This window comes from Acidiluteibacter sp., assembly GCF_055129545.1.
This window is the reverse complement of record NZ_JBSRUB010000023.1, coordinates 176,039-200,997: the sequence shown is the minus strand read 5'-3', so window position 1 is coordinate 200,997 and position 24,959 is coordinate 176,039. Positions and strand designations below refer to the sequence as shown.

The 24,959-nt window shown below is 36.9% G+C and carries 16 protein-coding genes; 12 read left to right on the top strand and 4 right to left on the bottom strand.

Features of this window, described 5'->3' with window-relative positions; translation table 11 throughout:
* The 3 genes from ACTB0X_RS11610 to ACTB0X_RS11600 form a co-directional block, all read right to left on the bottom strand.
* The gene (locus tag ACTB0X_RS11610; protein WP_463025191.1) at positions 1-9,342 is read right to left on the bottom strand and encodes a LamG-like jellyroll fold domain-containing protein; all 9,342 of its coding nucleotides are present in this window, start codon (positions 9,340-9,342) and stop codon (positions 1-3) included.
* Positions 9,343-9,465: 123 nt separating this feature from the next.
* Positions 9,466-10,140 carry a LytR/AlgR family response regulator transcription factor gene (locus ACTB0X_RS11605; RefSeq protein WP_463025190.1) on the bottom strand — a complete coding sequence of 225 codons (675 nt, stop codon included), beginning with the start codon at positions 10,138-10,140 and terminating at the stop codon, positions 9,466-9,468.
* A gap of 14 nt (positions 10,141-10,154) precedes the next feature.
* Positions 10,155-12,023, bottom strand: a complete 1,869-nt coding sequence (locus tag ACTB0X_RS11600) for a tetratricopeptide repeat-containing sensor histidine kinase (RefSeq protein ID WP_463025189.1) — start codon at positions 12,021-12,023, stop codon at positions 10,155-10,157.
* A 276-nt stretch (positions 12,024-12,299) separates the two neighbouring features.
* On the opposite strand from ACTB0X_RS11600, the gene ACTB0X_RS11595 reads away from it, so the two are divergent.
* The 11 genes from ACTB0X_RS11595 to ACTB0X_RS11545 all read left to right on the top strand — a co-directional run bounded on the left by ACTB0X_RS11595 (position 12,300) and on the right by ACTB0X_RS11545 (position 21,313).
* Positions 12,300-12,737, top strand: a complete 438-nt coding sequence (locus ACTB0X_RS11595; RefSeq protein WP_463025188.1) for a hypothetical protein — start codon at positions 12,300-12,302, stop codon at positions 12,735-12,737.
* 387 nt (positions 12,738-13,124) lie between these two features.
* Positions 13,125-14,111, top strand: a complete 987-nt coding sequence (locus tag ACTB0X_RS11590; protein ID WP_463025187.1) for a fumarylacetoacetate hydrolase family protein — start codon at positions 13,125-13,127, stop codon at positions 14,109-14,111.
* 79 nt (positions 14,112-14,190) lie between these two features.
* On the top strand, positions 14,191-14,562 hold the full coding sequence (locus ACTB0X_RS11585) for a VOC family protein (protein WP_463025186.1): 372 nt from the start codon (positions 14,191-14,193) through the stop codon (positions 14,560-14,562).
* Positions 14,563-14,791: 229 nt separating this feature from the next.
* Positions 14,792-15,358: a type 1 glutamine amidotransferase domain-containing protein gene (locus ACTB0X_RS11580; protein WP_463025185.1), complete on the top strand. Its 567-nt coding sequence runs from the start codon at positions 14,792-14,794 to the stop codon at positions 15,356-15,358.
* A 48-nt stretch (positions 15,359-15,406) separates the two neighbouring features.
* Complete coding sequence (locus ACTB0X_RS11575; RefSeq protein ID WP_463025184.1) at positions 15,407-15,838, top strand: ferritin-like domain-containing protein; 432 nt, start codon at positions 15,407-15,409, stop codon at positions 15,836-15,838.
* A gap of 314 nt (positions 15,839-16,152) precedes the next feature.
* Entirely contained in the window at positions 16,153-16,647 is a 495-nt protein-coding gene (locus ACTB0X_RS11570) for a DUF6265 family protein (protein WP_463025183.1), read from the top strand.
* Positions 16,648-16,831: 184 nt separating this feature from the next.
* Entirely contained in the window at positions 16,832-17,296 is a 465-nt protein-coding gene (locus tag ACTB0X_RS11565) for a hypothetical protein (RefSeq protein ID WP_463025182.1), read from the top strand.
* Positions 17,297-17,306: 10 nt separating this feature from the next.
* The gene (locus tag ACTB0X_RS11560) at positions 17,307-18,176 is read left to right on the top strand and encodes a cation diffusion facilitator family transporter (protein ID WP_463025181.1); all 870 of its coding nucleotides are present in this window, start codon (positions 17,307-17,309) and stop codon (positions 18,174-18,176) included.
* 126 nt (positions 18,177-18,302) lie between these two features.
* Positions 18,303-19,706: an FAD/NAD(P)-binding protein gene (locus ACTB0X_RS11555; protein WP_463025180.1), complete on the top strand. Its 1,404-nt coding sequence runs from the start codon at positions 18,303-18,305 to the stop codon at positions 19,704-19,706.
* Positions 19,707-19,956: 250 nt separating this feature from the next.
* Positions 19,957-20,355, top strand: a complete 399-nt coding sequence (locus ACTB0X_RS11550; protein WP_463025179.1) for a hypothetical protein — start codon at positions 19,957-19,959, stop codon at positions 20,353-20,355.
* A gap of 412 nt (positions 20,356-20,767) precedes the next feature.
* Entirely contained in the window at positions 20,768-21,313 is a 546-nt protein-coding gene (locus ACTB0X_RS11545) for an SRPBCC family protein (protein WP_463025178.1), read from the top strand.
* Positions 21,314-21,704: 391 nt separating this feature from the next.
* Here ACTB0X_RS11545 and ACTB0X_RS11540 read toward each other — a convergent pair whose 3' ends face one another.
* The gene (locus ACTB0X_RS11540; protein ID WP_463025177.1) at positions 21,705-23,180 is read right to left on the bottom strand and encodes a helix-turn-helix domain-containing protein; all 1,476 of its coding nucleotides are present in this window, start codon (positions 23,178-23,180) and stop codon (positions 21,705-21,707) included.
* A gap of 120 nt (positions 23,181-23,300) precedes the next feature.
* Here ACTB0X_RS11540 and aceB point away from each other — a divergent pair, with 120 nt between their 5' ends.
* Positions 23,301-24,899: a malate synthase A gene (gene aceB, locus ACTB0X_RS11535; protein WP_463025176.1), complete on the top strand. Its 1,599-nt coding sequence runs from the start codon at positions 23,301-23,303 to the stop codon at positions 24,897-24,899.
* Positions 24,900-24,959: the final 60 nt, after the last annotated feature.

Genomic DNA, 24,959 nt, shown 5'->3' with positions numbered 1-24,959 from the left:
TTACAACTTAATAATCTTCTCCGTCTTCACTTCTTTTCCATCTTTAAATTGAATGTGGTAAACTCCAGGAGCTATTGGTCCAAACTGTTGGCTGTTCCATTCTAAAATTGTTCTGTCTTGGCTTTGCTCTTGGTAGATTACTCTTCCCAATTCGTCTACCAAAGTAACGGTTGTATTCTCCTCCATTTCGGCAGGTACCGTTAAGTTGATTTGATTGTAAAATGGGTTCGGATATACTGCTGCATTATTTCCCAATGTTGCTATGGTCGTAACAAACTGACTGCAATCAACCGTTTGATTGGTGTTCAATACAAATGGTTGATTGGGCGCTCCGGTCAATCCATTCTTTTGGTAAGCCAATGTTTCTATTAAATCGAAGGCTTCATTCGTTTTAGGGTTCAACAGTACAAAATTGAATTCTTCCTCCGCATTTCCATAAACCGTCATAAAGTATTGAAAACCGATTTCGGCATTCAATTTATCGGCTTTACTCACCCACCCTCTCAACTCGTTGTTGTAAAATGCTGCCAATCCAAAATCTTCATTTGCTACCAATGCTTCACAGGTATTAACGGCAATAATGGCCGACGTACTGGCTTCGTATTCGTTCGGGTTCAAATTGTAATTCACTGGTAAAGTACTTGATAAGTCTGCATCCAACTCAGGTGCTTTTAACCTCAGCAAACCTGTTCTAGGATAAGTAAACGTGGCGTTAGTCGCTGACTTTAATAAATAACCTTTAGTCGGCTCTAACGTCTGCAAACTACCTACCCAGCCGATCTGCTGATCGTAATATGCAAAGCGCTGCAGACTTTTTAGTAGATCTCCATTAGTTGCATTGAAATTGGCCAATGCCGTTTGAATGGATAAGTTTCTCAGTGAAACAAAACCAATTCTATTCCAGCCCGCAACTACATCAATTGGCTCAGTTGATGGATCAATGGCAAAACCTCTCAAATTGAGCGTATCCAATTGACCAATTTTTATCAAGTAGGATTGAGCAGGAGAAAGACCTTGAGTGGTTAAATTTCCAATCCATCCGTTTGTAGGGCTATACAGTGCATTGCTATTATTGCCAATGGTTTTAACTACATCGCCTTCTGCGAAAGTGATATCGCTAAAAAAGTGATAAAAGCTATTCATATTGTCTGTCAACAATGGAAAAGAAACCCAATTCCAACCCGGATTCAAGACAATTGGTTTAAACACTTTATCTTCTACATCAAAAATCTGTGGGGCAGCAGGTGTCCCAATAATGCTATCACTTGCAAAAATGATTCTAGGCGTCACATCGATGTGCAATTCTCCTTTTGAAGCATTCCACACTTGGAAGTCGATACTGTCGGCAGTGTTGCTGTATACGTCTAAATAAGCAATGTATTTATCGTACCCTGCTTGGTATTGCAGATTTGCCACACCGCGAACTTCACCATTTATCAACGCCACCAATTGATCATCTGGATTGTAAGACACACTTCCATTAATTCTAACTTGCCCAATGATGGACATATTACTCTGATACAAATTGGGATTAAAAGCAAACGCCGGAGCAGTTTTTGAAACCTTTAAGTTGACCGCCAATTTCTCATCAAATCCAAAGTTGGTGGACAACAAAATGTCTTCCCTATATTGACCAATATTGATTCCTGAATTCACCGTAAACTTTATTGTTTGAGTGCTCAATGGATCTATACTTCCTGAACTGGGCTGAGCCGTCAACCAAATAGGAAGGTTGGATAAATTGAAGCTTTTAATGTCTCCTCCGCTGTTTATTATTTTAGTGGTGAAGGTTAACGTATCGTTAAACTCCTTAGTCAGGTTCTTTTGTGCATCCTGCCACAACACTTGATTCTTATTGACAAAAGCTATCCAAGTTTTAGGAGACTGCATTTTATTCCCTCTTAAATCTTCGATATTCTTTATCGCCACGTTAAGGGTTACATTTTCAATAGCTGCAGGAGCGTCATTTAGATTAAAGACGATTTTATCGTTGTTGACAATCCAAGAAAAAGCTAAATTTTGCACTTGGCGTTCCAATGCAATGGCTGCAGATTCTGTTGTCACAACTGATCCCATTGCAGTCAAATCTAAATCATTTGCCGTTTTATCCTCGAATGTTGGAACTGGCACCGCTTGCAAGCTGACAAATTTCTCAAATGGATAATACGCCAACAATCCAAATTCATCTCCTTTTAATCGATTGTATTGATCCAACACGAGGTTGTCTCTCAAGCGAGCAGAATTCCAGATTCTGACCTCATCTATGTTTCCTTGAAGAGGTTGATCGTAAGTAAAGAGTGTTCCATTTTGAAGCAATCGACTTCCTATCACCAACTTCTCAGCTCCAAAACCATATAAAGAATCCGAACTAATGCTATTTTGCTGAACTCCATCTACAAAAGCCGTGGAATTGGCCAATCGATTGACTACTAAAGCAAAATGATGCCAATTGTTATCCGAAAAATTAGTACTAACGGCCTCAAAGTCTTGACCATCGTTTTGAACTCGAATGGTATTATTGGCTGCCAACTCAATGTTCCAACCACTTCTATTGATATCATTGGCACTAAACAATCCAGAGCCATTGGATAAAAATGACATGGTATGATTCCCAACAGTTTTGAACCAAAACTCTATGGTCATGTCCATTTCTTGTGTAATGCTTAATGTCTGTGCCATATCTAGCACTAGATAATCATCAATGCCATCAAAGCTAACTGAAGAACTCTTTGGATTCAATTCCCAGTTGGCAAATACTTGCGCATGTCTATATCTTGCCACATCTCTTGCGATGGAACCTCGTCCCTCATTCATTGGCCAATAACCCACCAATCCGGCTTCTCTCCCTGTTAACGACTCCGCTTTTCTTGAATTCACTTCAATTGGAGACAAGGCTTTGTTCCATATTCTAAATTCAAATAAAGAACCATTGAAGAAGTCAGCATCATTCAACGCATTCTTACCGAAATAGGTTTTTCCGCCACTCAGGAAATTGGCGTAAAAGTTATTATTCGTGCTGGTTTCAGTGGTTACTCCAAATCGGTTGGTAAACTCTGCCGTTGTGCTGTTCTTATCAAAAGTAAGGGTGTAATGGTGCCAGCTACTTAAATCAGTTACAATAAAAGTAGACGCGTAAGTTTGATCTTTTAGTGTCACTTCTAATTGATTGGCTGCATTAAATCCTAAGTTGAAAGTGTTATTGCCATCTATTCCTTGCGAAAGAATACTTTGCGGTGTACCCATAACATTTCGCTTGGCCCAAAATTCGATGGTAAAGCTTTCTGAAGCAAAATCAAATCCATTGGCAATCTCTAAAAAGTCCGCCATTCCATCAAAAGAGATGGTTTTGTCATAGCTTAAAGGACTTCCATTTAAAACTCCAGTCACTTGAAAATTATCTGGGCTTAATTTTCCTGAATTGATTGTTTCATTGAATTGAATAGAGATGTCGTCATTTGGATCTAACACTCCATCACCAGGACTAGGCGTTCCAAACGGTTGCGGATACACTCGATCCACTATCCCTCCAATCACTCCCGAAGGTTCATCTTTATCCGGATTGCCTGGTATTTTACAAGTTGATACTGCTCTGAACTGATAATTTTGATCAGGCAACTGATCCACCAAAAAGTCGTAATTGATATACGCTTGGTTGGTGGGAATAATGATTGGCGCTGGGTGAGGCGGAACTAATCCTTTAAAGCTGCTTGAATCTTTAAACCATTCCTCTACTGTAGGAATCCATTGGGATTGAGAAGAAGGACGATACTCTAAACGCAATTTCTCTAAACCGCCATAGTTAATGTCATAGTTTGAAATTTCTATTGGAATGACATTGTTAAAATTAGTGTTGATTACAAACAAATCATCAGGTGAACTCACCTCAACCTCAGTACAAGAAGGCAAGAAATGAACCGACAAATAAAGTGTATCAGCAATATTCTCAGAACCAATCGTTCCAATATCATACTGACATTGGGAATGCAACACCAATGCTAAACTGTCGTAACCAATGTGAGTGGCTCCTTTTCGGATAGTGACCTGCTTATTTACGGGTGCTAACTTAGGTACTATAAAGGCTCTATTCGGATTGATCCCGTCTATTCTAATTTCTGCACCATTTGGGTTGGAAGATTCCAATACTCGTAAATCGAAAACCACATCTTCTTGCCCAAGGTTAGCCAACTTAATGTTGAAAGTCGCCACTGCATCTGCAGGAACATTGTAGAGGCTCGAACTACCAATAGCCGTTAATTGAGGTTCTTCTAATTGAACGGTTTTCGCATTGATAACTGCTCCAGGTCGGTAATATTTGGTCACATCTTCATCTTCATAAGGACAAGAAGATTCTCCTCCTCTCGTTTTAAAAATAGGCCCATATCCATCCTTTGGATTGAAGATATCCACCGTAAAGTTGTTGGCGATATCTGGCTCATCAATGGTGTAACTAAATGTATTTTGTGTGGTATTGGTGGTTGAGTTATCCGCAATGCGGTTATAATCTAAATTAATGGCTTGAGTAACTTCAACCCCTACGCCACCTATTTCAGCTCCAATTTTTAACGCGACTTCTTCCGATAAATTAAAATGAACCACTGTTGCATCAGTAGTGTCTCTAGTGGTGCTTTCTGTGAAAGTTACGGAAGGGCCACCGATGAATGATTTATTGCTCTTCAATGGAAACAATAAATCAGCCAATACTTTTTCTCGCTCATTTCTTTCTATGGCTTCTTGCCATATTTTTATTTGTCGATTATACCACCAAACACTGTCTACACCTGTTACAATTTTGATGGTTTTGGAAGTAATCGGCAATCCCAAAATTGAAGTGGTAATCACTGTGTCTTTTAAATTATATCCACTAAAGTTATAACTCGGCCCATACCCATCTGTAGGTGTATTTCTCAACGGATCTGGCGTTTGTAAAATATTACCTGTAAAAGCTTCATCATCGTTGCTTTTTCCATAGTTGGGATCAGTTGAAAGAGTGACTAGCGTATAATTGCTATTGGTAGTCAATTGTTGAAGTTTTAAACCTTCTAACCTCGGTATAATCGTTTCCTCTATGCCTTTTTGGGTGTAAAAAAATTCAGTTCCGTAACCTCCAGGAACAACGGTCATTGTTTTTGTAGATCCCAACCGAAAGCTTCTGTTGTTATAGGTAAATACACTCCCTGTGCAAGTGGCGTTACCACCTGAGCATTGTGCTACATCAATCAATGTAATCACTTCGGCTAACCCAAAATCCATGTTGAACGATTTTCCATAAAATAAATCTGCGTCGGGTCCAACGGACTCTCGAGAACTGCCGGTCGATAAATTGATACTATTGGTTGTGGTTTCAATAAATTCTTCTTTGTCATTTATCTCAGTCCGAGAAGTAGTGATTGAATTAATATTGTTTTCAACTTTCGTCTTGGTGGAATAACCCAATCCAATGGTAAATTCTGTTCCTGCTTTTATCACCTTATCGAATTTACCACCTATTCCACCGGCATTTTCAATAGTCGATTTAGTGGTAAACGTGGTGTTTTTTTCCCAAGTAGAAAAGCTATTCGACCCTGGAGGATCTCTTAAGATCATAGTGACTACTTGTGGTCCGGCTGTTGCAAAAGAATTCCCCAAGGACTTCCCTCCAAAAATAATCCCCCTAAATAGACTTGGTGTTCCCATATCGTCTATTTTATAAGAAACTACAGACCCTGTAACCGGAATTAAATCCAATTCAAATGTTTTTGTATAACTCAATCGAGGATCTACATCTGGTGCCGTATTCGCTTGGCCAGCAGAAAAAGTATATTCCTGAATTCCTGAAAAGTTATCATTGGGACTGATTACAAATTCGGCTGAAACATTACTTGCTAAATTGTTGGTTATTTTTAGTTTGCCATCGCTAAAAGGAACACTATCCAAAACAGATCCACCACCATCTTTATTTTCATACACCTCAAAAGCAGTGATCTGCCACGTGTATTTATCGTTCTCCTCAAATATGGGAAATGGAAATCCTAAGATGGCTGTAGGAACATCAAATTTGGATACTTTATCGGAATACTCCACTTTAGCAGCACCATAGTTTGACCCAAAATTTTCGTCCAACACATTTATTACAGGCGACTTTGTATAGGTGTAATCATTTCGAATATGATACTTTGTTGAGTCATTTTGTTTGATTCTTTTCACCCCTGCTATTGTCTCAAAAATGGTATCATAATGAGTGATTAGCGGTCTAATAATCGTTAAGTCTTGGGTTTTACTAGCAAACTTAATCCCTAAATTTGAATTTACCTTAAACTCAGGAATGGTATAACGCATCGGTGGTAACTTAATCCGATACAATCCTTCATTCACAGAGGTGGAAATTGTGGTATCTAAACAGCCACCGCCTTGTTGTGACACAAAATTGATATCTGCCACTCCAATATTGTTCTTCCCTCTTAAACCAGGAGGCATGGCTTTTTGAATTCCTCCACCAGCAACTCGACCAATAACCGTGATTAACGTACTGTCAATAAAATAAGGCCCTAGATTAACATTGTTTTGAAAATCGGTGGAATAACTGCCCACCTCAAAGGAGTGCCCTTGCAGTTCTACGCTTACCGTATGTTGACCTATGGGCACACTAACTACAAAACCAGTATTGCCCAGTGCATCCGTTTCAGTGACTACCAAACTTTTGTCGGCTTTAAATTGCCGTTGCCCATCCACTAACACATATACATCCTTTACAAAACAAGATGTATTCTTAAACTTAACTGACCCTGTTACCGTAAAATTAGATTCATCTGAAAAGTTAATGTTTGAATAATTGGGTGAACTACCGCCGATATACAAAGTGGTTGTTTTGGGTAAAAATTCGTGAATCCCTAAGAAAGGGCTAATGATAAAATTATCTCCATTACCCAAATAAGGCACAAATGGAATAAAGTAACTCCCATTTACATCCGTATAAGCACCTGCCGACAATTGAGTTGCTGATGGTTTATCAGAATTGAAACTAACTGCATTTAGTACCGCATGATTTCTGTTGGAACTCAAGAACGTTTTCGAATAATCATAAGCGGTCTTGCCAAACCCTTCATCAAATCTCCAATAGCCCACCAACCCATTCATAGACGGATTGATATACACATCAAAACTTTGCTTCACCTCTTTTTTATTCAACGGTCGGTCGAACAACTTTACTTCGTCGATTAATCCATTAAAAAAGTGAGTTCCATTTGTTCCAATTTTTAAATCATCAACCGTATTTAATGCGGTTTGGGCTGAAATCTTTCTCAAGATTGTGTCTCCGTTTACTAACAATTTAATGCTATCGTTACTCAATATAGCTCCAACAGAAATCCAATTACCCGCAACGATTGCCGCATTGGAAAAGGAGTGGATTTGTGTACCTGCCTTAAATTCTAGATTAGCTCCGTTTAAACTCAAGCTCCATCCTGTAGTTCCACTCAATTTTGAAACAATGGGTTGAATCCCCGTCAATGTCGTTGGTTTTACAAAAGCGAGTACACTTAACTCATTGGTTTGTATTGAAACTGAATTCGCAACAGTTGCATAACTTGTAATTCCATCAAATTGACCTGATTTCCCACTAGAACCAGAAGCTGCTTGGGCAATAACTTTCACACCTTCCACTGCGGTTCCCGAAGCTCCAGAATAAGTCACTTGTCCGTTTATGGTTCCAAACGCCAATCGAAACCCAATGTCTTCCGATTTATTGGAAGAATCAATATTATTGGCGCAATCTACTACCCCTTGAATGATGTATTTGTATAAGGTATTTGCATTTGCAGTTAAATCTGAATACGATTTTGTTTTGCCATCCACTGAAGGTAATGGAACTGTATCCAGCGTCAATGGATTGATTCGAATAATGTTCCAATCATCATTTTGTCGGTTCAAGGTGCTCCATTTTAAATCAATTCGTTCACCAAATTCCCCATCAGTGGCTTCTATTTTATGAGTGGCATCAAAAGTGGTTTTTATATCTACCGGAATGTAATCTGAAAAACTCGTGGTGGATAAAACACCCGACTGTTTACAGAAATTATAGGTTTTTACCAAATAAGTGTAATTGGTGCAAGTTTCTGCTGAATTATCGGTGTAGCTTGTTTGATTGGCTGCCACATCAAACTCCACTTGACCAGTACCAGATTGGCGAACCACTTTAAACCCATCTTCCATATTGGAATTGTCTATCCAATTGACCGTAATTGATTTTCCTATAATATTTTTTGAAATAGAAGTTACTACCGGAATTGGTGGAATCCCTAACCCAATTACATTTTCAGTAGCAGTTGGTGCAGAAGCAGACTTTATATTGGGATCATTCGGGCAATTATCTTGAGCATAAACTCTATAATAATACTTGGATCCAATGTTTGTTGAAGCATCTCTTGTTGATCGATCTGATCCTGAAACTTGAGTGGTGGTTAGGTTAGAGCTAAATGCTGAATTATCTGCTCGCTCTACAATAAAATTGTCCGGATTTGATGCGCTGCTCCAATTCCAATCCACTTTCACATCTCCATTGCAATTGACTTGATCTAAAAAAAGTCCAGCCGTATTCCCGGGAGGTCCATAAATCCGACCATCAACACTTTTTTCTGCACCATAAGCCCTTCTGCCATCTAGATATTTAATAACCGGTTGGATGTAATACGTCTGGGTAATTCCTTTAACTGCATTCACATCATAGTAATGCTCGGAAGTATACTCTGTTGCAATTTTAGTTCGAGTGGCTGCATCCCCTTTCTTTTCGCGATAGATATCGTACAACAGATCATAATAGGTTGAAACATTTGCTCCTCTAGTATAATAGATATTAGTTCGGTCGCAATAGGCATCAAAGTCTGCGGTTAGATTTGTTACAGCATCTACTTTATTCAAAAGTGTTTTAACAATGCTTACCACTTGGGTTGGTTCTCCACCACACGCAGATCCGGATAAATTAATTTCGTCATAATTCCCCGTTAACCTTACTTCAGAAGTTTGTGAGTAAAAAGCCGCGGGTAAATTGCCCACCACTATTTCCCGTTGTATATTTCCACTTGCAACTGTTGACAATGTTATGACACCTGAATACCCATTTCTTAAAGTTGCGTAAGCAGATGAGTACAATGTAATCCATGAACCGCTTGTTCCTACTCTGTATTCAACCTTTTCAGAAGTAAGAATATCATCACATCCTGTCACATTCTTATCTACATAAGTAATGGTTGTAATTCCATTGAACATATCGACAGAAACTAGAAACCAACCAGCATCGTAAGCTGGACTAGGTTGCGCATTACTGTAAACAGATAAAAAAGACAATAAAATAAAAAGTAACTTCTTCATAAGAAAATAATTAAGATCTTATGTGAAGGTCGTTTTTGATTAAACTGTAAATGGTAAAAATGTTGTATGTCTCACTTTATTGTAGCTTACTTGCATCAACAAGTTGAATAGTGAGGCCTCCTTTTACATCCGATTCAACAAGTCTTTTTTGAACGTTCTGCTGAGTGGAACTTCTATTTTATCAATGAAAACAGTGTTGGCATTCAATTTACGAATGTGCTGAATATTTACCGCATAGGTTCGATGCACTTTTATAAAAGCAGTATTGTTCAGTAGTGCCAGAAAATTCTTGATTGAATCTCTATACAAATAGCACTTCTCTTTGGTGTAAATCTCAATGTATACATTGTCCGATTTTAAATACAAAATTTCGCTGTGACGGATGCGGAAGTAATTCCCCCCATCTTTTATCGTTATGAATGGATCTTCTTTTTGGGCTTGTTTTCCGATCGTCAATTCGATGGCACTGTATATATTCCCTTGCATAAAAGGCTTCGTCACATAAGCTCCTGGAGCGGTTTCTAATGCTCGATCTAACGTGCTTTTATCGGTATAGCTAGAGATATAAAAGAAAGGGATATTCCGATCCCAACAACCCATTGCCAAATTGATTCCCTCTTCTGCTCCATTCAAGTTGATATCGAAAATCGCTAAATTGAATTGATGAGACGACATAAGCTCCAAGGCCTTACTTTCTGAATGGGCCAGTTCTATTTTTATATAGCCCAGCTTGATCAAAATCTTTTTGATAGTCAGTGCAATCAATGGTTCATCATCAACTACCAAAATTCGGAGCATTGCATTTTCTTTTATCACAATTGAATGGTTATTTGAGTGAACTCATCCTGCTTTTCAATGATTAAAGTTGCGTTTAATTGCCCAATAAAAGTCGAAATCAATTCAAACCCTAAACCAGTAGAAATGACTTCTGGGTCAAATCCAGGTCCGTTATCAGAATAAATCAAGGCGTTATTAGCGTATTGAATGGAAATTTTTGGTGCATTTACATTCGCAAAAGCATACTTAAAACTATTGGTAATTAATTCATTAAAAATCATCCCTAAAGGAACAGATTCTTTTAATTCAGGTTCAAAACCGTTCACCTCTATTTCTGAATTGACTGCTCCTTTTCCTTGCCAATAAATTTCTTTCATGTGTTCTAGCATACTTTCCAAGTAATCTTGAAAGTTCACTTTTTCCATGTCTTCCTGCCGGTACAAACTTTCGTGAATTAGAGAAATGGAATGTATTCTCAATTGACTATCATTCAACGCATTCTTCACTTCTTCATTTTCTGCACTATCATTTTGTAAAAACAACAAACTAGACAATACGGTCAGGTTATTCTTAACACGATGGTTCATCTCTTTCAGTAGACTTTCTCTCTGATTCACCAAATCGTTTAACTTCAAATTGGCAACGACGATCACTCCTTTTTGTCGCTTTTGATTTCGCACAAAATAGATGGAAATGACGACAATTAAAAATGCCGCAAACAGCAATAAGTATAAATACCTTTTTTCATTTTTAGCGGCAGCCAATGCGGTTTCACTCAGTTCAATTTCCAATTGCTTTCGGAGCAACTCTTCTTCCTTCTCCTTAACCTTAAAACTGATGGAATAAGCCGTTAGTTTATCGTGAAATTTAGCCGTTTCTATCTCTGTTAGTATTGCATTTGATTGCTGTATAAAATGCATGGCTTTTTTATATTCGCCCTTCTGTTCATACAACCTGCCCAACGCCCCATAAAAGCCTCCTTTTTCCCATCCCCAGTCTGAGCTATCAACAAGCGCCAATTGAGGAACCAACAACTCAATTCCTTTATCGTATTGGCCATTCATTTGATAGTAGCGCACTAAATTTATTCGAGCATTGGTCGCATAAATGGCATAACCAATTTCATCCCAATTGGCGATGGCTTTTAAAAAGTAAAATTCTGTCTTGGAATTTGACGAATCAGTTTCTAAATACAAATAGCCTATAGAATTACATGCATTGGCCAATAAATCTTGATCCTGATGCAGTTCTGCCAATTCAATAATTTGCTTGGTTAATTTTTCTACCGAATCAGGAAAGACTTTAGCTTGTAGAAAAATAGCCGCCCGTCGGTCATACAGTCGAGCAGTTAGCCGCCAATTGTCCTTCTTTGAAAATTGGTTGAGCAATCGTTCTGCCTCTTCCAAATTCTCATGGCCTTGTTTATAATTCTGAGTAGCTCGAAACAGTTCACCAATGGAAATTTTTGAAGTAATCAAAGCGATAGTGTCCTTGTATTTTCGTGCCAAAAATGCCGCTTTTTCAATACTTTCTAATGAGCCTTGGTAGTCTAGCGAACTAATCTTCTTTTGTTCTGAAAGCACCATCAAGAATTTCATGTACAGGACGGAATCCTGTGAGAAATCCATTTCATCAAAAGCGATTTGAATGATAGAATCTACTTTATCGAACTGACCCAACCTTTCAAAAATGAAAGCATTCAAATAAGCTTGTTGGATCCCACCAAAATGCCGAAAATCATTCGACTTTAATTTTGCAAAAGCTTCATTCGGATTTTGCTGAGCCAATTCCTCTGCTTGAGAAAACGAAACCTTGCCTTGGGCAGTATTGGATGACGGCTGCGCAACAATTGTAGGAAAGGATAAAAGTACCAGAAGGCAGAGCAAAAGCACCCGTAATGTCATGGGCTAAAGATTGCATTTTAATTTGATTCTACCTCATTTCTAACGATAGAATTGAATTCCGGATCTAACGATTTAATTTTAAGCAGTCCAAGACTATGCTTTCGTTTTTTTTGGATTATATTCGGGATTTACAATTGGAAGAAATCGTGAATTATGCGATTTATTGCCATCAGAAGTATTTCGATTGAGTATTAACTAAAAATACAGTATCACGATATAAAGGAGATGAATGATTCTTTTCGCTTTATTCGGATATTTGGCAAAATAGTAAACAATATGAATTTTGAAAAAATAGCACATAATATTAAAAAAAACGAAAACGGTATTTATTATTCGAAATCTGATTCCAGTTTATCCTATCCTGAAGATGGTAATGAAGATAACGATGCTGGTCATTTTAAAAGATATACCACTACTGAATTAAGTGAGCTATTAAAAAAATGCGGATTCAGCATAATTCAATCAACTTATATATTTTCTATTTTACCTCTTCCCGTTTTCCTACTTAGGTCACTTCCCAGCAAATTAGGATTTAATAAAAAATCCAATGAACTACAAAAACATCAAAATGAGCACAAACAAAAAAAGGGTATCCTTAACGCCATCAAGCAAAGAATTTGGAAATGGGAATTGTCTAGAGTTAATAGAAATAAAAACATACCAATAGTCGGTAGTTTTTTTGTGATTGGAAAAAAAGTGGCTAACAATATGTAAAAGCATTCTATTCCCTATTTACAAAGTTTTGAAAGCAGTAGGCAGTCAGTTACACATTAATTCAATGCCTTTTACTTTAAGTTAACAACTTAATTGACTTTAAAACTTATAACTTTTCAGACTGACAATAAGAATGAAAATAACATTTAATAGAAGGCTATATAATACACTGTTTGTTTGGTAGTTTGATTAACATTTCTCCGCTTTCCAATCATACAAAAGATAATTGCGATTTTTAGAAAATTAAATAGTTATAAAACCACTTCGCGGCTTTTGTTATTTAGTAAATTACCCGCCCGCCTCTTTGGTAGGAAAGTTTTATCTTTGTCTACTATACAAAGCTGACAAAAGAAGCGCATACAAATCCCTTATAAAAGAAAGTTTACAATGAAATTAGCATCAATAGACAACCAAACCAGAGACGGACAATTAGTAGTTGTTAATAAGGCCTTAACAAAAGCGGTAAAAGTAGCACACATTGCAGAAACCATGCAGACCGCACTAGATAATTGGACAGATACTGAAAGCCAGCTTCAAGCTATTTACGAAGACTTAAACTCCAATAAATTAACAGATACTTTCGATTTTTCTTCGGTTAAAGTAATGGCTCCATTGCCAAGAGCTTATCACTGGGCAGACGGGAGTGCTTATGTGACTCACGTAGAGTTGGTGCGCAAAGCAAGGAATGCCGAATTGCCAGAATCTTTTTGGACTGATCCATTGATGTACATGGGAGCTTCTGATGCATTCATTGGCGCCAATGACGACATTGAGATTGAAAGCGAAGAATGGGGAATTGATTTTGAATCTGAAGTGGCTGTTTTTACGGATGATGTTCCTCCAGGAGTCGATTCAACAACTGCTTTAAAACACATCAAATTGATTACCATTATCAATGATGTTTCTTTACGGAATTTGATTCCGAATGAATTGTCGAAACAATTTGGATTTTATCAGTCTAAACCTTGGACCGCTTTTGCACCAGTAGTAGTAACTCCTGATGAATTAGACGGTAGTTGGAAAGATGGAAAGTTACATTTACCATTGAACTCTACTTTAAATGGCAAGCTGATCGGCTCTCCTAACGCAGGAGTTGACATGACATTCAACTTTGGACAATTGATCGCTCACGCTGCCAAAACTCGCTCATTGATGGCAGGAACCGTTATCGGATCAGGAACTGTAGCTAACCAAGGAAGCCCAAGTGGTTCGAGTTGTTTGGCTGAAGTGAGGTGTCTGGAAATCATTAAAGACGGAAAACCTTCCACTCCATTTATGAGTTTTGGTGATAGAATTGAAGTAGAAATGAACGATAAATCAGGCCGTTCAATTTTTGGAAAAATAAACCAAGTAGTGAAAGAATATAAAAAATAGAAAAAACTTGATAGCAGTGGTCGGATAAAATCCGATCGCTGTTGTTGATTGCTAATCCGTTCATTAAAATAACACAATCATGAAATTAGGAGCATTCTCAGTAAGCATTAGCGTAAAAGACATACACGCCTCAAAAGCATTTTACGAAAACTTAGGATTTTCAGTTTTTGGAGGAGACATCGAACACAATTATTTGATTCTAAAAAACGGCAGCACACTGATCGGTTTATTTCAAGGGATGTTTGAAAACAACTTATTGACCTTTAATCCAGGTTGGGATGAAAATGCTCAAAGTTTAGAAGAATTTGATGACATCAGAACCATTCAAGAAAAACTAAAACAAAAAAATATAGCCATTTCTAAGGAAGTGGATCCAACGACATCCGGACCAGCTAGTTTTTCAGTAGTCGACCCCGACGGAAACGTTATTTTGATTGATCAACACCGATAAGTGATTATCCTATTTAATTACCCCAATACCCTATTATTCGAGTAAGAAAGCGCCTACTTACCCCTATCTTCCATTATTACTCTATAAAGGCCATCGTTTACATTCTCTTAATTTCTACACCTTGTGCAGGAGTTTCAACAGGTTTTTGCAAAAAATAGGGCTCTATCCTTCAATTTTCGTTTTGGAACACTCTTTTCACTAACAATGGAAACTAAAAAACGAAAACAAAATGAAAAATTTAAGCGATAAAAAAGTAGCAATCTTAGTAACAGATGGATTTGAACAATCTGAATTTACAGAACCAAAAAAAGCAGTAGAAACAGCTGGTGCAAAAGTTCATGTAATTAGTTTAATCCAAGGTCCAATCAAATCTTGGAACGATGGAAATTGGGGCAGCGAATTTCAAACGGACAAAACCATTGACGAGGTTTCTGCCTCAGATTATGATTCCTTGATCTTACCGGGTGGTGTAATCAACCCAGACAAATTGAGAAGAAACAGCAAAGCGATCGATTTTGTGAGAAGTTTCGTGGAGCAAAAGAAACCTGTGTCAGCCATTTGCCATGGTCCATGGATGCTGGCAGAAGCTGGAGTATTGAAAGGTCGTAAAGTGACTTCATTCTCAAGCATCAAAACAGATATGATTAATGCGGGCGCCAACTGGGTAGATGAAGAAGTGGTAGTAGACGAAGGACTAACAACCTCCAGAACGCCCAATGATTTGCCAGCTTTCTGTAAAAAAATAGTAGAAGAAATTGCTGAAGGAAAGCACGCTCAAATGGCGGAATCGGCATAAGCAAAAATGCAAAACGAAAAGAAATTTACTCATCAAAAAATAGAAATTATGGAAACTGTAAAAACATTAAATAGCTTATTAAGTAGAAATTATGATGCAGAAAAAGGATTTCAGCTAGTTGCTGAAAAAACGGATAATGCAGTATTGAAAAACTACTTTGAAAAGAACAGTAGAATGCACAACAAATTTGGGCATGAATTAAAAAAAGAAATCACGCACTTAGGTGGCGATATTGACAAAGGCACGTCTCTAGAAGGCGACTTGCATAGAGGTTGGTTGAGTGTAAAAGCTGCAGTAGCTAATAATACCGATGAAGCATTGATTGAAGAATGTGAAAGAGGACAGTCTACTGCGATGGAAGATTACCAGAATGCAGTGAATGAATTAAAAAATCATCCATTGGCCACTAAACTTGCTGAACATAAAGCAGAAATAGTGGACGTTGTTTCAGTACTAAAAACATTAGAACTGACAGCGTAAGCTGATTAGAAATAAAGTAAAAAAGGAGAGTTGCACTACTCTCCTTTTTTAATCTTATTGTATTCAATTGCGAAATATTCAATTCAGGCAGCATTGATTAACTTACATTTGAAAAAAATAAAAAGTTTCCAATTGTTACTCCTTTATCCTTATTAATTTTAATCCAAAAAAAACTTGACGAAAGGAATTTTATCAAAAATATTATGGAGCGACATCAAAAGTAATGGAAAAACGCATCCATCACAAAAGTCATTCTTCCTGAACAATTTATACACCTATTGAACAGCTAAAAAAACTCCCTAAACTCTTTTGTAATGAATAAATTTTGCATCCTTTTTATCGGAATTCTCTTTTTTTCATGTCAATCTACCACTCCAGAATTGAAACAAGAAGCTATTTTAGAAACTACGGAAGAAATCGAACAGGCTCCAAACTTTGATTGGCTGATCGGGCAATGGGAACGACTGAACGAAGAAGAAGGCAAACAAACCTATGAAAATTGGGAAAAAATTAGTTCAACTAGCTATACTGGGATTGGCTTTACCATGCAAAATGAAGACACCGTGAAACAGGAATGGATGGAAATAACCAATGCCAACGAAACTTGGACTTTGACAGTTGAAGTGCCAGAAGACAGCGGAGCAGTTTCTTTTCAATTGACCAACCTTACTGCCAACGAATTCACCTTCGTCAACAATGAGATTGATTTTCCAAATACAATCAGATATTGGAGAAATGGCAACAAAATTAACGCAACCGTTGCCAATACAGAATTTGAAATTCCATTTGAATTTCAAAGGTTAGATTAGTTCTAGTTTATAGTAAAGAGTTAAAAAGAAGTATTTTTGTAAAATCAAACATTCAATTAAATTAAATACCTATTAAGCAATACGATAAAAATAAACTACTTAAATAGAAGCTGTTGAGCAATTGTAATTTATATCAAGCAATCATTCTCAAATTTAAAATCCTTTTATCATTAAAAAAAATATCATGTACACAAGTAAAATAAATCTATCCATTGTTTTAATTATTTTATTAAGTCTTTTAACCATAACTTCTTGCAAGAAAGATGATGATAAACCAACTACCAATATTCAAACTTCAATGTTGAGTAATATTCAAAGTGGTACTTGGAGAATTACTAAGTTTATAGACTCGGGAAAAGATGAAATAACACATTTCACAGGTTACAACTTTACCTTTAAAGGTTCAGGTGTTTTGAATGCTAACAATGGAACCAATAACTTCGACGGTACTTGGAGCATCACTGATAGCAATAGTAATGATGATAGCCAAGATGATTTAGATTTCAACATCTATTTCAACCTGACCAATGATTTTGAAGAACTAAACGACGATTGGGATTTTATTTCTAATTCATCAACAAAAATTGAATTGATAGATATTAGCGGTGGAAATGGTGGAACCGATTACCTTACTTTTGAAAAAAACTAATACCTAGAGATTGTCCAACGAACAAACAGCCATCCGAACCACCTACTTCAGTATAGCAGGAAACACCTCCTTAGCATTAATAAAAGGGGTGGCAGGATTTTTTGGAAATTCGTATGCTTTGATTGCTGATGCCATTGAATCTACCACTGATATTTTTGCCTCTATTTTGGTGCTCTTTGGTTTCAAATATGCCAAACGGCCGGCGGACGAAAATCATCCTTACGGGCATGGAAAAATTGAACCGCTAATAACCTTTGCCGTGGTGGCGTTTTTAGTGATTTCGGCAACCATTATAGCAGTTGAAAGTATTCAAAACATTCAGACACCGCACGAATCGCCAAAATCGTGGACACTCCTCGTTTTAGGAGGCATCATTATTTGGAAAGAAATCTCTTTTCAATTTGTAATCAAGAAAAGCAAACAAACCAATAGTTCTTCTCTAAAAGCGGACGCTTGGCACCACAGAAGCGATGCGATCACCTCAGTAATGGCATTCATCGGAATATCCATTGCCATTTATTTGGGACCGGGATATGAATCCGCTGATGATTGGGCAGCCCTATTTGCTTCTGCCTTTATTTTGTACAACAGTTACTTGATTATTCGGCCTGCTTTTGGCGAAATAATGGACGAGCAATTGTACGATGATTTAATCCTACTCATTCGCGAAAAGTCTGTTGAAGTGACAGGTGTAATCGATACAGAAAAGTGTTTTATTCGGAAAGCTGGAATGAAATACCACGTCGATTTACACGCCATAGTGGATGGAAAAATCACAGTAAAAGAAGGACATGACATTGCTCACCGCTTAAAAGATTATTTGCGGAGTCAATTGCCCCACCTTGGGCATGTGCTCATCCACATCGAACCAAATGATTAACCGTTAATAAAAGCATTTTAACTTAATGATTATTAAGTTCTTTTATCAATTACAATTTTAATGCCTACTAAATTGGTAGGCATAATAGATTTATTTTTATATTTGTCCCAATTAATGGATAAGCTGATGAAAAAAATTGGAATCATTGGAGGTGGGTTTTCAGGTGCAATGACCGCAGTAAACCTCATAAATAAGATCAATCAACCGTGTGAGATTGTTATCATAAACCAAGGTATAAACCTGAATAGAGGCATTGCCTATACCCCCTATTCCGACAAACACATACTAAATGTTACCACTGGCAAAATGAGTGCATTTCCAAATGAGCCCGATCACTTCTTGAATTGGGTCATGCAAAAAGCGCCCTATTGCACAACGGATCGAACCTTAATTTCGAACTCATTTCTTTCTAGAAGACTGTATGGAGAATACTTGAGTGAGGTGTGGAAAAAGGCAAAAAGAAGAGCGAAAGAAAAGCAGATCAAATTAGTCATTATTCACCAAATGGTGAGCGAACTAAATGTCGAGGAGCGCACAGTAGACCTATTGCTGAACAATAATGCTAAATTAAACTTGGATTACTGTGTATTAGCAACAGGCAATCAATTGCCAAGAAATCCGAGAATAAAAAACCCCGATTTTTACAACAGTTCAAAATATTTTCAAAATCCATGGAAAATTGAATCGGTGCTTGATGTTCAAGAAAGCCTACCTCTTCTGATTATAGGCAATGGACTAACAATGGTAGATACCGTTTTTGGATTGATCGAAAACGGATTCAAAGGAACGATTTATTCCATCTCTCCCAATGGATTCAATATTCTACCCCATCGACATAGCGGCTTAAAGTATTCGAAATTAATTGAAGAGTTGCAATTGGATACTATCACTTTGTTGCAATTGGTTCATTTGGTCAATAAACACATCAAAACAGTTCGAGAATATGGAGTTTCTGCAGAACCGGTGATTGATTCATTGCGTCCATATACCCAGCAAATTTGGAAATCCTTTTCAGATCAGGAAAAGAAAATTTTCTTGTCTCGATTACGCCATTTATGGGGTGTAGCAAGGCATCGAATTCCACTTCATTCTTACGATAAAATCCAAGAATTACGCATCAATGGGAGTCTAAAAATAGAGTCAGGTAAATTAATTAACCTCAAGGAAGACGCACAATCAATTGCAGTGGAATATTTGGATAAAAAGGACAATGCATTGAAAACCATTCACGTTTCACGAGTAATCAATTGCACAGGACCTGAAACCGATCTATTGAAACTCAATGATCATTTTCTAAATGGCTGCCTTAAAAAAGGCATATTGATTCAAGATCAGTTAAAATTAGGCATCCGTGCCAATACAAACACCTACCAAGTGTTGGATGATAATGAAAAGCCGCACAACAACTTATTTACGATTGGTTCAAATTTAAGGGGAGAGTTATGGGAAAGTACTGCAATCAATGAGCTGCGGCAGCAAGCTGAACAATTGGCTGACAGATTAACCGAACTAATATTAGAAAATAATTGATAGCGTGTACATTGCCCATGCACAAGTAAATTATTTAAAGAAACACAATGGTTTAATCCATAAGCACTGCCACTCTATTGTCCCTTTTTTTCGCTTATCTTCGGGTTAATTATTAATGAGTCAATTCTATGAATATAACTCATGACGAACAGATTTAGGGAGAATCTCTTTTATCCACTTGCAGGAAATTATTTGTGACTAACTTTGATTTAAAATAGCATTTAACAGAACAATAAATAAAGCCTATAATTTGAATACAAAAATTTTACTATCAATAAGTGCGATTTTTTTAGGATTGATTGGGATTGGATTTTCCTTTTTACCAAAAGAAATAGTGGAGTTTTTAAACATCGACTCCCAACCGATTTTAACGCTTCTATTTCAACTATTGGGTGCGCTCTATCTGGGGTTTGGAATTATGAATTGGATGGCTAAAGGATCGTTAATTGGAGGGATTTACAATAGACCTATTGCGATTGGCAATTTTATGCATTTTTGTGTTGGAGCAATTACTTTAATTAAATTATCATTTGGTATACAAGCACATGCAGCGATTGTAATTTCACTAACCGTTTTGTATACCATTCTTGCTGTATGTTTTGCTTATGTATTTCTAACTAATCCCAGTAAAATTACAGACCAAAAATAAAATTATTGGCTATACTAGCTATTGGTTATAATCGAAAAAGTTCTCAGCATTTGAGTTCAACCACTTTTTCATCTGGATTCCTTATCGAATTGGATGGCGGTTGCACCACGCCATTTTAGATTTCACTCTCTTTAAAAGGATTAGAAATCCAATGTACTGCTAGTTATTTCAAGTAAAATGCAGTAAAATCCGTATAACTTTCTAATTTTATGCGCTCTATTCTTTGGATTATCTTTGGGGTTGGAAAAAAGAAAATAAAAATGGTGATTTATCCGTTTTTACGCCTCTGCTGAGGAGGAAATGAAAACGACTTGTCCGCCGCGGAGGAAACGTTTTTATAACTAGATTTGAATTAGACAAAAATTTTTACACTAAAAATACAATAACTATATATTGCAACAAATAAAAAATCATGAATCTTAAGACACTAACTTTAATTTTAATCTCTATTACATTTTTTTCTTGTAAATCATCAAAATTTACAACTAGAAGTGACGATTACTCCAAGTTGAATTTAGATTTTAAGTCCGATAATATTTCAATAATTGATGAACGGAACACTATTTCGCAAGAAGATGATATAAAATTACCATTAGTCTCGCGCCCCGGCCAACTTTATGACTTTCATCCAAAATTAAAAGAAGCATATAGAGACATCATAATAAATACTATCAAAGAAAACTTAGATAATACTTCTGAGAAGACTTCAAGAATAACCGTATCAATTATAGAAGCAAGAAAAGAGTTTTCAGCAACGTTCTCTACAGAACAAGAATTAGTTGCTATTAAATTAAAATTAGTCATAGAAATCAACGGAGACAAAACAGAAGTAATTGAATCGGGTGATTTTTATAGAAGATCAATGGATGCCACTTATAAAAAGTTCGAGAAACTATTTCGTAGATCACTTAAGGAAGTTATTTATAATGCACTTAAAAAACAAAAGAATAATCAGTGACTAACTCGGCATATAGCAAATAGGGCGATCTGTGGTTTACGAAAGTTCAGTGCTATTTACAAACACTGTTGAACATTCATATATCTTAATAAATGAAGATACGACTCTTCCTTATGGCGACAAATACCGGGCAAGGTTAAGTTTTCAAAACATTAATCAAGAAGGTTATAGACATTATCAATCGAATTTCAAGCAACCTATAGTTAATGAGATTTTAAAACTATATCCTGAATTTTAAATCAAGAAAATTAATTTTAAAGTTGGATGCGGTGTTACTTGTTATATATTGGATTTCTTATTATTTGATACTCCGTATAATTCGCAAGCGGATTGAAAGAAAAGTAAATCATGTATCTTAAAGATACAAACCAGGTAAAGTCTTACCCCAAGGTTACCCAAACTTACCATTCAGCTCCTCAACAATTTGTTCGATCTTTTTGTTCTTGGCTGACTCATCCAACAAAATAGCCGGCGCTTTTCTGACCTCACAATTTTTAACGGCACATCGCTGACAGGTCACACCTACATCTTGCGTCACAATTTTCTCATCGCCCAAAAAGTTCAGCTTGCGCTGAAGTTGTTTATTGATTAGCAACCCAATACTGATGCTTCGGTAGTGGTTTTCTTTAAATGGATCTTTAGTGGCCGATGAAAGCACCAGGTATTTCATTCCATCGCTTTTGTAATTCAAGATTTGAATATCAAATACGTGCTCCTTTTTGCTTTTACTGATTTCGTTCAATACTTGCAACGAAACCCAACGTCTGCAGTAATATTCATTGGTTTCATTGGCGTGTGGAGAATGCTGGTGCGACAAATGCAGCTCTTTCTTTAAATTATAAACATCGCTTCCTGCCTCATGCGTAAACCTCAAAAAATAAAGATTCTGTATATTAAACTCTTTTGGCAAAATATTGGTCAATCGCTGATAAAATGATTCTGGAGAGGCATTAAAATCATTGATTGCCTTTAAGAACAAGGCAGTATCGAAGGTTTCCTTTTCAAAGATTTCTATTAATTGTTTCGTCACCTTAGCTTTTGAAAGAATCAACGCTCCTGAAAAATAGGACGCATAAAAGTTATTCAATACCTGATCAAAAGAGTCAAACTTGATCCAAGGAAACGTATACAGGCGATCTGTGATATTCAGAAAATTATAAGCAATTTCTTTGGCATAAATAAACGTGCATTGAGCTTCATCTATTTCGTTAGACAATAAAAGTGTTTTGGTTTTCGGAATGAAAACCGTTCGCAAGTTTCCCAGTGCTTCGTACTTATCCAACTCATTGGCTTGTATCGTATAGCCGTATTCTTCCACTAAAATTTCTTCCAATTCTGTTGAAGTAATGGGTTGATTCAGATCGATTTGATAAGCTTCTACAAACTTTAATACTTGCTGTTCTAATTCGTCAAAATAGTTGTTATTGGCTTGCTGAAACGATCGCACAGAAGCCAAGAAAAAACTTTCTCGACTAAAACTATAGTTTTGAGCAATTTCGATGACCGTACTGATAAAGGCATTCACCTTGGCTGGTGCATTGGCTACAATATCAATCAGGGTGCTTTCTTTAATTCCGAAAAGATCCAGAGGAATCTCCTTCAAAATTTTAGATTGCAATAAATCGCCAATGGGTGCTAAGTTTTTATCCAATTTCAGAGAGACCATTTGGTCGTAAGGAACATCTAATTTCTCGGAGAGAATTGAAATTTTATCAGGTTTTGGATATTTTTTTCCATTTTCTATTTCATTCAAATATGACTTTGACAAACCGGATAATTTAGACAATCCGAATAATGATAAATTCTTCTCAGTCCTTATCTGCTTTAGCTTCAAGCCAAAAATAATTTTAATGTAATCTTCCTGCATAAAATCAAATATAAGCTTTTTTGCGAATCTATTTATTTTGCGAAAATGTATATTTAACGAACGTTCGCTAGGATTTATTACTTTTTTGATTTAATATTGTTGAAACAAAAATTACATCAGATGGATTCAACACTTTTAAATCGTTCAACAATTAATTTTTCTAAGAAGGTTAAAAACAAGTACCCAGAAATTCTAACGGATGATGCATTGGCATTTCTAACGGCCTTGCACATTAAGTTTAACGGAGATCGTTTAAAATTGCTGGAAAGGCGCGACCACCAACAACAGGTTTTTGATACCGGAAAGTATCCTGAGTTTCCAAGAGAAACGAAACACATTAGAGAAAGTGATTGGACCGCTAAAAATATTCCTACTGATCTTCGAGACAGAAGAGTAGAAATAACTGGCCCAATTGATCGAAAGATGATCATCAATGCACTCAACTCAGGCGCCAAAACCTTTATGGCCGATTTAGAAGACAGCAACTCCCCAACTTGGCAAAACGCAATGGAAGGTCAACAAAACCTAATGGATGCCAATAAAAAAATAATCTCACTAACAGATACCAAAAAAGGTAAAAGTTACCAATTGAATGCTGAAACGGCTGTCTTGATGGTTCGTCCGAGAGGCTTGCACCTCAATGAACGACATCTGCTAATTGATGGTGAAGAATCTTCTGGTAGCTTGGTCGATTTTGGCTTATATGTATTCCACAATACTCAAACACTATTGGCCGACAATACAGCCCCATATTTTTACTTGCCAAAACTAGAACATTACTTGGAAGCTCGGTGGTGGAATGAGGTGTTTGAATTTGCACAAGAATATTTGAATGTAGCGATTGGCACTTTCAAAGCCACGGTTTTAGTAGAAACCATTACGGCTAGTTTTCAATTGGATGAAATCATCTACGAACTGAAAGACCACATCGTAGGATTAAACTGTGGCCGATGGGATTACATCTTTTCTTACATCAAAAAATTTAGGAATCACCCCAACTTTGTCGTTCCAGATCGAGATCAAGTCACCATGACTACTCCTTTTATGGATGCGTATTCCAAACTGGTGATTCAGCGTTGTCACAAAAGAGGTATTTTGGCCATTGGTGGAATGGCGGCACAAATCCCCATTAAAAACGACGAAGCAGCCAACTCTGCAGCGTTAGAAAAGGTGCGCAAAGATAAAGAGCGGGAAGTATTGAATGGTCATGATGGAACCTGGGTAGCTCACCCGGCATTGGTGGATGTTGCAATGGAAGAATTTAACAAGCACATGCCCGCACCCAACCAAATAAACGTCTCTAGAGATGATATTCATATTACAGAACAAGACTTAGTAGAATTGCCAAAAGGAACAGTGACCGAAGCAGGTATCCGAAAAAACATCAACATCGGGATTTTATATACCGAAGCTTGGCTGAGAGGTTACGGTGCTGTGGCGCTCTATCATTTAATGGAAGATGCAGCTACTGCTGAAATTTCTCGAACTCAAGTGTGGCAATGGCTTAGAAATGAGGTAAAGCTAAATGATGGAAGACGATTCAACATGAAGCTATACATGGAGTTGTATCACGATGAAGTGGACAAAATCATTTCAATCGTTGGTGATAAAAACATGCCCACTACCCGATTTACGTTGGCCTTTGAGATTTTTGACAAGCTTGTTCTGTCAGAAGAGTTTGAAGAATTTTTAACGCTACCGGCATACAAATACCTGTAAAAAAAGCAATCCTGCAATTGCGGCAACAATTGACAGGATCTAATTATTAATAATCAATAA